The organism is Siminovitchia fortis, from assembly GCF_003605365.2.
Lineage (GTDB): Bacteria > Bacillota > Bacilli > Bacillales > Bacillaceae_C > Siminovitchia > Siminovitchia fortis.
Genome location: NZ_QYTU02000038.1, coordinates 20,398 through 33,304 on the forward strand (window position 1 = coordinate 20,398; position 12,907 = coordinate 33,304).

11 protein-coding genes are annotated in these 12,907 nt (G+C 42.0%); 7 read left to right on the forward strand and 4 right to left on the reverse strand.

All coding sequences use genetic code 11. The features are described 5' to 3' along the window. Positions 1 to 16: 16 nt before the first annotated feature. From D4N35_RS14665 to potA, 4 genes are all read right to left on the reverse strand, one after another. Positions 17 to 1,117 (reverse strand): ABC transporter substrate-binding protein, encoded by a 1,101-nt coding sequence (locus D4N35_RS14665; protein ID WP_120075010.1) that lies wholly within the window; start codon positions 1,115 to 1,117, stop codon positions 17 to 19. 96 nt (positions 1,118 to 1,213) lie between these two features. Further along, entirely contained in the window at positions 1,214 to 1,987 is a 774-nt protein-coding gene (gene potC, locus D4N35_RS14670; RefSeq protein ID WP_120075012.1) for a spermidine/putrescine ABC transporter permease PotC, read from the reverse strand. After that, positions 1,988 to 2,821, reverse strand: a complete 834-nt coding sequence (locus tag D4N35_RS14675; RefSeq protein ID WP_164876395.1) for an ABC transporter permease — start codon at positions 2,819 to 2,821, stop codon at positions 1,988 to 1,990. Positions 2,822 to 2,901: 80 nt separating this feature from the next. Continuing rightward, positions 2,902 to 3,972 (reverse strand): spermidine/putrescine ABC transporter ATP-binding protein PotA, encoded by a 1,071-nt coding sequence (potA, locus tag D4N35_RS14680; RefSeq protein ID WP_120075017.1) that lies wholly within the window; start codon positions 3,970 to 3,972, stop codon positions 2,902 to 2,904. 367 nt (positions 3,973 to 4,339) lie between these two features. Between potA and D4N35_RS14685 the strand changes: the two genes are divergently transcribed. From D4N35_RS14685 to D4N35_RS14715, 7 genes are all read left to right on the forward strand, one after another. Further along, a complete protein-coding gene (locus D4N35_RS14685; RefSeq protein WP_120075019.1) occupies positions 4,340 to 6,475 on the forward strand; it encodes a sigma 54-interacting transcriptional regulator in 2,136 nt (711 codons plus the stop codon). A 220-nt stretch (positions 6,476 to 6,695) separates the two neighbouring features. After that, the gene (locus tag D4N35_RS14690; RefSeq protein ID WP_120075021.1) at positions 6,696 to 8,117 is read left to right on the forward strand and encodes an NAD-dependent succinate-semialdehyde dehydrogenase; all 1,422 of its coding nucleotides are present in this window, start codon (positions 6,696 to 6,698) and stop codon (positions 8,115 to 8,117) included. 63 nt (positions 8,118 to 8,180) lie between these two features. Then, entirely contained in the window at positions 8,181 to 8,834 is a 654-nt protein-coding gene (locus tag D4N35_RS14695; protein WP_120075023.1) for a GNAT family N-acetyltransferase, read from the forward strand. 137 nt (positions 8,835 to 8,971) lie between these two features. After that, positions 8,972 to 10,324 (forward strand): APC family permease, encoded by a 1,353-nt coding sequence (locus D4N35_RS14700; protein WP_120075025.1) that lies wholly within the window; start codon positions 8,972 to 8,974, stop codon positions 10,322 to 10,324. 233 nt (positions 10,325 to 10,557) lie between these two features. Next, a complete protein-coding gene (locus D4N35_RS14705; protein ID WP_235870401.1) occupies positions 10,558 to 11,256 on the forward strand; it encodes a sensor histidine kinase in 699 nt (232 codons plus the stop codon). Continuing rightward, positions 11,234 to 11,950: a response regulator transcription factor gene (locus D4N35_RS14710; RefSeq protein WP_120075029.1), complete on the forward strand. Its 717-nt coding sequence runs from the start codon at positions 11,234 to 11,236 to the stop codon at positions 11,948 to 11,950. The genes D4N35_RS14705 and D4N35_RS14710 overlap by 23 nt, the downstream gene beginning before the upstream one ends. Positions 11,951 to 11,954: 4 nt before the next feature. Next, positions 11,955 to 12,907: hypothetical protein (locus tag D4N35_RS14715; protein WP_164876393.1), on the forward strand; the 953-nt coding region annotated here is incomplete at its 3' end.

Genomic DNA, 12,907 nt, shown 5'->3' on the forward strand with positions numbered 1-12,907 from the left:
GCGCCTTGCGCTTTTCTTATTGCTTGATTTCAGACCAAACGCGGTCATATTCCAGGATGGCGTCCTCGATGTCTTTGAAAACTTCGCTCTTTTCCAAGAATTCTTCGTTGGAATAGACGGCAGGATGTGTCATGATATCATCGTCAATCAGTTCATGCGCCGCCAGGTTTGGATTGGCGTACGGGAAGTCTTCGATAATTTCCGCACTGACCTCGGGTTTTAAAATAAAGTCAATGAAGGCCTCAGCATTCTTTTTGTTTGGCGCACCAGTAGGTATGACAAAGTTGTCGATCCAAATATTTGTTCCTTCATCAGGCAGTACTGTTTTAATGGATGGGTTTTCTTTTTCTGCCAAATAGGCCTCTGCGCCCCAGACTATTCCGGCTTTGGCTTCGCCGTTAACCAGCATCGTTTTCGGGCTGTCACTATCATATGCCTTGATGTTTGGCAATAAATCCATTAACAGGTCTTTCGATTTTTGAATGACTTTGGTATCAGTTGAATTCATCGACTCACCTTGAAGCTTATTGCCGATACCGATCAGAATTCTTTGGTCGTCGAGCACAACAAGGGAGTTTTTAAACTCGAGATCCCATAAATCTTCAAAGCTGGTGACCTCTTTATCAACTTTATCTTCATTGATGGCAATCACTACATTTCCCCACATATAAGGGATGGAATATTCATTGCCCGGATCATAGTCTGGATTCAAAAATTCAGGGTCCAGATTATCAAGCCGTGTGATGTTTTCCTTATCCACCTCTTCAAGCAGGTTTTGTTTCTTCATTATTTCAACCATGTAATCACTTGCCACCGAAAGATCATAACCTGCTGCTCCGGCACTGATTTTGGCCAGCATTTCTTCGTTGGATGAATAAACATTGTAATTGACTTTTATTCCGGTTTCTTCTTCAAACTGTTTGAGTATCTTATCAGGCATGTACTCAGACCAGATAAATAAATTCAGTTCGCCCGAAGCTTTTCCATCCCCGCCGTCCTTTGATCCGTCCTCCTCTCCTGATGTACTGCTTTTTCCGCATCCAGCTGCGACAGTCCCGACAATCAATGCCATAACGAAAAGGAAGGCATATTTGCCGGTTTTTCTTATAAATTTCAAAATATTTACCCCCTTTTTATTTTTGGAAATTCTTTTTGCCTTAATAGCCGGTAGTTCTAAAGTACCGGCTATATTATATTGAATCGGCTTTTTTATTTATTTGTTTAGTCTGAGTTGGGCAAATACTGCAATTGATAGAGTAATCACAAGCATCAATGTGGAAAGTGCATTGATCTCAGGCGATACGCCGAACTTCACCATCGAGAAAATTTTCAAAGGCAAAGTTGTACTGCTTGGGCCGGCGACAAAGAAGCTGATGATCACGTCATCAATCGACAGGGTGAAAGACAAAAGCGCTCCAGCCATGATACCCGGGCCGATGATAGGCAGCGTCACCTTTGTGAATGTGTGCCATTCATTGGCGCCAAGGTCCCTTGCAGCTTCTTCCATTGATGGATCAAAGCCTTCCAGCCTCGCCCTGACAATAACGACGACAAACGGAATACAAAAAGTAATATGGGCAATAACCAATGTCGTAATTCCAAGAGGAACGTTAACAAGCGCGAAAAAGGCCAGCAAAGAAATCCCCATGACGATTTCCGGAATGACGATGGGAAGATACAGCATCCCATCAAGCGCGGTTTTGCCGCGGAAGTGGAAGCGGTACATTCCGACGGCGGCAATCGTTCCGATCATTGTGGCAACAATGGTCGAGACGAAAGCGACTGTCAAACTGTTTTTGGCTGCTGCCAGGATGTCGCTGTTTTGCATCAGCTTTCCATACCATTCGAATGTAAAGCCGGTCCACACGGCATTCAGTCTTGACTTGTTAAAAGAAAATACGATCAAGATGATAATCGGGACATACAAAAATCCGTAAATGAATAATGCATACAGAATCGATGGCAAGCTTTTCAATCGAAGATTCATCTACAACACCTCGAGTCCTTTTTTATTGCCGCCGATCCTTAAATAGATGAGGATAAAGATTAATGTCAGCACCATCAATATCATGGATGCTGCTGAGCCGAACGGCCAATCTCTAGCTGTCAGGAACTGATTTTTAATCAAGTTTCCAATCAAAAGTGATTTGGAACCTCCCATTAAATCCGGGATGAAGAACAACCCGAGGGTGGGGATGAATGTAAGCAGCGCGCCGGCAACAACTCCTGGCATTGTGAGCGGCAAAGTGATCCTTGTAAACGTTTGCCAAGGTTTCGCCCCTAAATCGCTGGAAGCCTCCAGCAGTGACTTATCCAATTGTTCGATTGAAGCATACAGCGGCAATACCATGAACGGAAATAGCGTGTACGTCAATCCGACCATCACAGCCCCGTGGTTGTACAGCATGGCAAGAGGCTCGGAAATAAGGCCTATTTTCATTAGGACTATATTAATAACCCCTTCTGTACGCAAAAGGACAATCCATGCATACGTTCTGACAAGTGAATTTGTCCAGAAAGGGACCATGACGAGCATGAGCAAAAATGCCCGGTATTTCTTTGGCGACCTTGCGATGATATAAGCGAAAGGGTACCCAAAGATAAGGCATAAGATCGTTGTAAAACCGGCTATGACAAGTGAATCCCATAAGATCTTCAAATAAAGGGGGTCAAAAAAACGGGTATAGTTTTCTATCGTAAAACTGTACTCCACTCCGCCATACAAACCCCTTGTGGCAAAACTGATCAGCAAAATGAAAAGAAGCGGGAATATAAAAAACAGTACAAGCCAAAATGTAACAGGTGAGAGTGTCCATGCCATTCCGAACAATCTGCCGCTCTGACGTCTCCTTTTCTTAGAAACGACAGGCGTTTTATCTGCTGGCGCAACGTTTGTATCCATCATGCAATGATCACCGCCTTGTCAGGTTCCCAGTTTACATACACATCTTGATCGACAGTGAATGAATGGGCAACTTCCGGGGTGTCGTTGACAGTGACTTGATATCCGCCGGGAAGGGAAACGACCGTTTTGATGACGGACCCTACATAAATATGTTCGACGACTTTCCCTGGAATGGCGAAGCCGGCTCCATTCATTTCGTTGTGCAGGTGCACTCTCTCCGGACGGATGGCCATTGAAACCTTTTCATCCAATGATACCGGGTTTGCAGGAATGATTGGTACTTTGTGTCCGGAAAGGTCGAAATAAGCATGATGTTCGTCCAGCTCGATAACCTTGCCTTCAAACAAGTTTGTCTCACCAATAAAATCTGCAACGAAGCGTGACGCGGGACGTTCGTATATTTCATCCGGCGTTCCAAGCTGTTCGATAATTCCGCCATTCATGACAGCAATGCGGTCAGACATGGTGAGGGCTTCCTCTTGATCGTGTGTTACATAAATGAAGGTGATGCCCAGCTTCTGCTGCAAATGTTTCAATTCAACCTGCATCTGCTTACGGAGTTTTAAGTCCAACGCTCCCAGCGGCTCGTCGAGAAGCAAAACTTTTGGGCTGTTGACCAGGGCGCGGGCGATAGCGACACGCTGTTTTTGCCCTCCGCTGAGCTGATCGGGCTTGCGCTCGGCAAAGCTTTCAAGCTGGACCAGTTTAAGCGCTTCCAAAACACGGCGTTTAATGTCATCCTTGTTTACTTTCTTCATTTTAAGACCAAAAGCGACATTATCAGAAACATTCATATGAGGGAACAGGGCGTAACTTTGGAAAACCGTGTTAACATCCCTCTTATGCGGGGGAATATTGCTGACATCTTTTCCGTCTATAATGACTTCTCCGTCAGTCGGCTGTTCAAATCCTGCAATCATGCGAAGAGTTGTAGTTTTTCCGCACCCTGAAGGTCCCAAAAGGGTGAGAAACTCCCCAGTCTTTATATCCATGTTAATATTTTTTACCACAACGTTGTCATCGAAGCTTTTCACCACATTGTTTAATTTCACCATGAGCTCACTCAAAATAATACCACTCCTTTAGTCTTAGTTGCAGTCAGTTTAGTCTGAAAATTTCGCGTCGACGAAACTTAATTAATATTGATGCAAGTTATGTGCCAAAAGTTTCATAACCGGTGTAATTAAAGGAAAAGCCTTACAAAGAAGGGAGAAACTTATGATTTTTTGCATAAATTATTCGGAAGGGAATAATGTAACGAATGGTTGAGTTGATTTTTTGAGTTTGTTTAAATGGTAAAAATTATGCAACAAATACCTTGGTAATTCATTTGTGAATAAAAAATGAAAAAATACATAACTGAATGAAATTTTTCTGCTATAATGAGTGAAGAGAACCGACAGAAAATGACAAAAGCGCAAAGGGGAGGATGTCGTGTTTTTAATATCAAAAGATATTATTCAATCAATCGTCAAGCTTTCTGTTGATCAGCCTCAGCAAGAATGGCGTGCCCTTTTGTCTGACAAAAAGAACCGGTTTATTTTTTTGGAGGAAGGCGGAAAGGTCACTTCCTATATTTATTTAAAAGATCTTCCTATGAGTGAACGAGAAGGCGGGGAGCTGGAGCTCGAACAAATCAGGCGGTATGCCCTCCCGGTTACAGAGTTGAGTACATTATCCGAAAACCTGTCTTTTTCTTCAATCTTCCAGGTGCTTGGAAAGGAATTGTCTTTAATTAAAAATGAAAGCGGTTCAATCACGGGGTACGTGCTTCGCGAGGATTTGATCGTCGAGCTTTTCAGGCAGGAAAATGAAGATGCCAATATATTGAAAGTTCTTCTCATGTCCATTCCGATGGGGATATTCATAATTGACAATCACGGGGTGATTGTAGACTGCAACGAATCAGCCTTGGAAATGACACGGTTCAAAGCGGGGGAAGTTTTGAATTATCCTGCTGAAACTATATTTGATGCCGGTCATTTGAGGCATGTTTTTCAGACGGGTGAGACGGTTTTAAACCAGATACAGGTCACAAACGAATCAGGGATTCTTGTTGATTACAGCCCGATTGTCAATGACGAAAAGAATGTGGAAGGGATCATTATCATTGTTCAGGATCTTCCGATGGTCGAACAGATGGCCATGGAACTTGAATCAGTCAAAAACTTGAACAAGGATCTGAATGCCATCCTGTCCAGCATTTATGATGAAATCCTTGTAGTGAATCCGAAAGGGGAATTGCTCCGCTATAGTGAAAATGCCATTCCGGAGTTTTGGGGCGTAGACCTGAAAGAACTGGTCGGGAAAAATATTATAGAACTTGAAAAGAAGGGGCGGTTCATGCCTTCGGTGACTCGTCTTGTCATAGAGAAAAAGAAAAAAGTTTCTGTGGTGCAGGAAACGCCTGAAGGCAAAAAGGTTCTGGCTGTCGGCAATCCGGTTTTTGATGAAAATGGAGATATTGAAAGGATCATTGTAGCTTCGCGCGATATTACTGAAGCGACCCGTCTTCGTGACGAGCTCCGCGAAATGAAGAAGATTTCCGCACAGTATAAGCAGGAGCTTGATGAGATGAAAATGCAGGAACAATTAAGCCGGAAGCTGATTTATCGCAGCCAGAAGATGGAAGATATTATGGGGCAGGTTCATAAGGTGGCCAAATTTTCTTCCACTGTACTGATTCAAGGGGAATCCGGTGTGGGGAAAGAAGTGATTGCCCATGCCATTCATCAATTGGGAGGGCGAAAGGACCGGCCGTTTTTAAAAGTGAATTGCGGGGCCATTCCCGAAGCGCTCCTTGAAAGCGAACTTTTTGGCTATGTGAAAGGCGCCTTCACTGGTGCGGATCCCGGCGGTAAAGACGGTTACTTCAAACAGGCTGATCAGGGGGTATTGTTCCTTGATGAGATTGGAGAACTGCCTCTCAGGCTCCAGGTGAAGCTTCTTCGCGTTCTTCAGGAAAGGGAGGTGGCACCTATCGGAAGCACTCAAACTTTCCCGGTTGATGTGCAAATCATAGCGGCAACAAACACGAATTTAAGGGAGATGGTGGCGGAAGGATCGTTCCGCGAAGATTTATTCTACCGATTGAATGTTATTCCCATTCATGTTCCGCCATTAAGGGAAAGGCATGAGGATATTCCGCTGATTGCTTTTCATTTCTTGAAGCAATTTAATGAGCAGCACGACAGCAGTTACCATTTGACACCTGATGCTCTTAATCTATTGGAAGCATACACCTGGCCGGGAAATATCCGGGAGCTGCAGAATATTGTCGAACGCTTGATTGTGACGGCTGACGACGAAATGATCGATGCAAGCGTCGTTGGGCAAGTTTTGAAATTGAATGAGCCGATGACAAAGGTAAAGCCGATCATTACGAACATCATGCCTTTGCAGGAAGCTTTTGAAGCTGTGGAAGAACAGCTTATAACGCAAGCGATGAATTTATATAAAACGACGACAAGAGCGGCAGCGGCGCTTGGGATCAGCCAATCCTCCGTCAGCAGGAAATACCAAAAAATTGTCAATAAAAGGCGGGAAAGGGAAGATGTTGGAATCCGCTAAACTTTATTAAACAGCCTTAAATGCGAAGTCTTATTCATTTTTGCATAATGGTATTGCGAAAAGAATAAAATATTGTTAGAATGAAAGGGCTTTAACTTTTCATTAAGGCGTATTAACGGATGGACATGGCGATGCCATGCTGGCATGATTATTGCAAGAATTATGAAGGGCAATATTTTACTAATAAGCGATCGAAAATCGGAATGAAGGGAGATCTACCATGTACTACATTAATGGAGAATGGCATGAATCGGACCGAAAAGAGCAAGTCATAAACCCTGCGACGCTGAAAGTCATTGATACAATCTCGGTTTGCGGGGCAGAAGAAACGAAAGCGGCCATTGCAGCTGCTAAAGAAGCTTTTAAGACTTGGAAAAAATCTACAGGCAATGAAAGAAGCACCTATCTTTTCAAAGCGGTCAAGCTGATGAAAGAAAGAGTGGACGAGCTTGCACAGATCATCACGTTGGAAAATGGGAAACCGCTTCCGGATGCGAAAAGAGAAGTATACAGCGCAATCAGCTATCTTGATTGGTATGCGGAAGAAGCAAAAAGAATCTATGGTGAAGTGCTTCCTGCTTCCCATCAAGACAAAAGCCTGATGGTGATCAAACAGCCGGTTGGGGTCTGCGGTGCCATCACACCATGGAACTTCCCGCTTTCCATGATCACAAGGAAAATCGCACCTGCGCTTGCAGCGGGCTGTACAATTGTTCTTAAGCCTGCATTGCAAACACCGCTATCTGCAATTAAAGTATTCGAGTGTTTCCATGAAGCCGGGCTTCCCAAGGGAGTTGTAAACCTTGTCATCGGTCCTGCTGAGGAAATTGGAAGAGAATTGACTTCAAGCACGGATGTACGCAAGCTTACATTCACTGGATCTACTTTCATCGGTAAAAAGCTCGTTCGCGATTCAGCGGATACAATGAAAAAAGTATCGATGGAATTGGGCGGACATGCTCCTTACATCGTTTTTGAAGATGCGGATATCGACCTTGCAGTTGAAGGTGTCATGCTTTCCAAATTCAAAAATTCCGGCCAGACATGCATCAGCACGAACCGTGTGTATGCACATAAAAGCATTGCCAAAGAATTTGCGGAAAAGCTTGCAAAACGTACGGCAGAATTGAAAATCGGTGACGGCCTGGAAGAAGGGACGGACGTCGGTCCCCTAATCAACGAAAAAGCGCTGGAGACAATGAAAAACCAAGTGGCGGACGCGGTGAAACACAACGCCGAAGTCGTATCTGGCGGTAAAGTGTATAACTATGAAAAAGGTGATGGCTACTTCTTTGAGCCTACTGTCATCTTGAATGCGACGGAAGACATGGTGATCGCTACCGAAGAAACATTTGGCCCGATTGCACCTGTGTTCACTTTTGAAAGTGAAGAGGAAGTCGTTGAAAAAGCAAATAATACACTGTACGGCCTTGCTGCGTACTGCTATACAAAAAATCTCGGCCGCGGCATGAGAATGATGAGAGAACTAGAGTTTGGAATCATTGGAATCAACGATCCGGCTCCAATCGTCATTCAGGCTCCATTCGGCGGAATCAAAGAGAGCGGAATGGGCAAAGAGGGCGGAAAGTTCGGCCTGGAAGAGTATTTGGAAGAGAAATTTGTTTCTATTTACGAAAAGTAAAGATTACGGATTGTGCGTAAATCTTTTTACGCACAATCCCATTAAAAAAAGGAGGGGCTGTCTATGAGAACGCAGTTTCTTAAAGCTATAGAAGCAGCAGGAGCAAGATTAATGACCTTAGATGACATCTATAAAGTAAATGAGATGGCAGCCATCGGCTTTGGAGATCCTGCAATCCCATTTAAGCCTGAACATTTGGCCAGTCAGATTGAAATTTTTCCTGAAGGCCAGGTGGTTATAGAGCATGAGGATGGAAATATCGTAGGTTCGTGTTCAAGTGTCATCGTCAACTTTGAGGATTATGGAGTAAATCACGACTTTGACGAAATTTCAGACAACGGATATATAAAGAACCATAATCCGAAAGGGAAAAACCTTTATGGAACAGAAGTGGTTGTACACCCGGATTACAGGGGCCTGAAGATCGGGAAACGTTTATACCAAGCGAGAAGAGCCATTGCACAAGAATTTAACCTGGAAAGCATCCTTTTTGGAGGCCGTATTCCAAACTATCATAAACATGCAAATGAATTGACTCCAGAGCAATATGCACAGAAAGTCGTAAATGGAGAAATCTATGATCCAGTCATGACGTTTCAATTGAAGAATGGATTTGAATTTAGGGCGATTATGCCAAACTATTTGCTGACAGATGCAGAATCATTGAAATATGCAACTTTAATGGAGTGGAAAAATCCGGATTACAAGCCGATGTAACCGTTTAACAAATAATGATAGATAGATATTTTCGGATTGACACGGGTTAATCCGAAAATTATCCCCTTTTCTCAACATAGTACTTTTGAAATGAGTAAAATAAGCTAAATGCAAACGGAAATAGAGGAGGCTGTTACATGGGGACAAACACATCATTGAAAAGATCCCTTGGATTATGGGCAATCGTTGCTTTAGGTCTGGGTTACATGACACCCACGGTTGTATTTGACACTTTTGGAATCGTTTCCAAGCAAACAGGCGGGCTTGTCCCCTTGGCATATATCGTAGGTTTAATCGTTATGCTTTTTACGGCAATCAGTTATGGAAAAATGGTAAAGGTTTTTCCAAGTGCCGGATCTGCTTACACATATACAAGGGAGACGATGGGACCCCGGCTGGGATTTTTGGTCGGCTGGGCTTCATTGCTGGACTATTTGCTTCTCCCGCTTGTAAACGCAGTCATTATTAGACTATATATGGAATCTCTGTTTCCTGACGCTTCCGCATGGATATGGGTGCTCATCTATGTCGCTTTTGTAACAGCCATCAATGCGATCAGTATGAAGTCGACGTCAGGTGTGAACATTATTCTAGTCGTATTTACTATAGCTTTGATGGCAGCTTTCGTGGTACTTGGAGCGATCCAGCTTTATAAAGGAATGGGTACAGGAACCCTGTTAACCATCCAGCCGTTGTTCCAGGCGAATATGCATATAACCGCCGTGTTAACCGGTGCGACAGTCGTCTGTTTCTCGTTTATCGGGTTTGATGCGATCACGATGTATACAGAAGAAGCGAAGGATATCAACATGATGCCTAAAGCAATCGCCTTCACAGTTCTTATTGGCGGCGGTATCTTCTTTGTGGGTGCGTACTTCGCCCAAACATTGTTCCCGGACGTTTCCGTTTTCAATGTTGTAGATGATACACTTCCGGAAATCGCCCTGTATGTTGGCGGTGTCGTATTCCAATTGATTTTCTTGGCAGGTGCCTTTGCGGCAACCACCGCTTCCGGTCTGGCATCACATTCCAGCGTTTCCAGATTGCTGTACGTTATGGGAAGAAATGGCGTCTTGCCGAAGAAGCTGTTTGGATACGTGCATCCGAAATTTAGAACGCCACTTTTCAACGTCATATTCGTAGGTCTCGTCAGCTTGCTCGCCATGGGACCAAGCCTTGAGCTGGTTTCAGCTGTGATTAACTTCGGTGCTTTGATAGCGTTCACATTTGTTAACTTATCTGTTATAGCATACTTTGTTTTTAAGAAGAAACAGTACCAGACTCCAAAACAAATAATCTCATACATCGTCATGCCTACGCTGGGTGCAGCTTTTACTGGTGTTTTATGGGCGCACTTGCATGCCGATGCGTTCATCGGAGGTATCGTATGGGTTGTTATCGGGGTCATCTATATGTTCATCATGTCCAAGGTCTTCAAGAGGGATATTACAGATCTTGGTGTGGATGAAGCTGAGAAGATGACAAGTTAAACCAATCATAGTTAAAAGGAAGAACAGCCCATGAAGTGGGGCTGTTTTTCCTTTTTCGAATGGTCTAGCCAAAAGCCTGGATTTTTAGTATGATAATTCAAATTCTATTAACAGCGGTGAGATGCATGGTTTCATACGAGAACTTTTTCCTATTTATCTTAATAAGTATTTTGTGCCCGGTGATTGGAGTCCTAATTTTAATTATTTTTAATGCATTCGAGAAACAAATATATTTGTTAGAGGTAGAAAATTCAAAGGTTTTATTGGAAAAAGAATTGGAAACGACAAAGTACGTCAGGCTTAATCAACAGATCCAGCCTCATTTTTTATTTAATGCCTTAAATTCCATGTTCGGTTTAATACGTCTAAAAAAATATGACCGTTTGGAAGAAACGTTTGAACATATGGTTTTATATTTACGATCGAAATATGATCAAGAAAAAACACTCTATACCTTAAAAGAGGAAATTGAGTATACAAATCATTTTTTGGCTATACAACAGCTTCGTTTTGGGGGACGGCTTCGTGTAGAGTGGGATGTGGAAGATGGAATTGAGGAAATATTGATTGTCCCATACCTGATACAAACACTAGTTGAAAATGCATTTAAACATGGAATAGAGAATCTTGAAGGCCCGGGAATAGTTCGTATAATCATACAATCAACCAAGCACCGGGTATCAATCATTGTTGAAGATAATGGACCCGGTTTTGCCTTTAACCCATTAGAGGAGGAAAGTGGAATAGGAATTGGTTTAAATAACGTTTCTAAACGACTGCACCTTTTGTTTGGAGAGGAGGCGGATATGGATTTTTCGCTAAACGGTCAACAGGAAAAACGAGGCGGACGAGTAATTGTGTCATTTCCTAAGGTTTTTGAAAGGGTCGAACTTGGAGGTGGAAAATACAATGAACATTCTTATTCTGGATGATGAGCCAATAGAATTGGAGCAGTTAGAGTTTATGGTTCACTTGCACTATCCTACATGGAACATTTATAAAGCTTTGTATGCGTCAGAAGCGATTGGATTAGCAGAGGAGATGCTTGGCAGAGGTTCTTTTCAGCTGGCACTCATGGATATTAAACTTCCGGGTATGAATGGATTGGAGGTTGCAACAAAACTAAAGGCGTTAATGCCAAATATGGAGATCATCATTATATCGGCTTTTCAAAACTTTGACTATGCAAAAAAGTCGATACACTTAAAGGTATTGGATTACCTTGTCAAACCGGTGATTGAAAAAGAATTGATTGGTGCTTTGCAAAATTTTTTACAAGCCCATCCAGAACATGATCGTTACTCAGAGGTTATAAGTGAGGTCATTAAACTAGTTAAGAAACATTATAAGGAGCCTTTAAAGTTGGCTTCTATTGCGGAAAATCTTCATATTAATATCAGCTACTTAAGCCGGCTCTTCAGGGAAGAGGTCGGTGTAAACTTCTCTGATTATTTGCTGCACTACCGTATTGAAAATGCAAAGAAGCTGCTGATTCAAAATAAAAATTGGACGATTCTCCGTGTAGCAGAGGAATGCGGTTTTAATAGCCAGCATTATTTCAGTAATGCTTTTAAAAAAATTGTTAGCTGCACACCAAAAGAATATCGGAACAAGAAAGTAGTTTAAGCCCATGATGAAACCATTAAAGCCTTTAAATATTACTTATTTAATATCAAGCTGGTTATCAATCAGTATGATATTTATCATTGGGGAAGTCGTTATTCGTTTTGGTGTATTTTCCAGTTTAATTATAGTTTGTGCCTTTATATTGGCCTTTGTGGCTTCCTTTGCATTACAAAAGTTCATAGCTTTATACTCGCTCGGGATAAAGAAAAGCCCTATCTTAGGGCAAGTTATATTGGCAATAAGATTCCTGGAAATTTATGTTCTCCATCTTTTTGTATGTGGATTAATTTTTCACACCCTATTTCAAATGAATATTTACATCTCGGTTATCCCTACTTCTATCATTTTATTGGTTTGTGCTATCTACTTGCCAAAAGGGGAAAAACTGCATTTAAGTATAAAAGATACAAGATTTGTCTTAATTAGTGGGCTAGCTATCATCCTTCCTACTTATATCTATTTGCAAAAAGGGCTTGAGTCTTTATATCACAATCTTTTGTACTATCAGCCTCATGTTTTGAATCACGATTCAAAACACCTATGGCTTTTATTGTTAGGCGCTTTTTTTATTTTCTTTTCAAAGTTGTTGCTTCAAGGAGAGGCAATTGTCAATTATACCAACCCAAATGTTAAAAAAGGAATCGGTAAATTGCTCATTGCAGTGTTTATCTTTTGTGCTTTTATACTAGCCTTTGCAACGATGAATATTGTTGCCATTACACAAAATCTGCATGCTTCCCATGCGAATGAATTATTTATATTGTTAATAGAAAAGCTTTCTCCCTCAGTGGTTTTTAAAATTTTTTGTTTGATCCTTTATTTCGTTACACTCGTAATATTAATTGATACGCTTCCCTCAACTGATAAAGGAACAAAAAGAAATAAAATATTTAATGCTTCTTTTGTCCTGATTTGGCTTTCAGTCTTCATATGTGTAGTGCAAAATAAAAGTGCAGA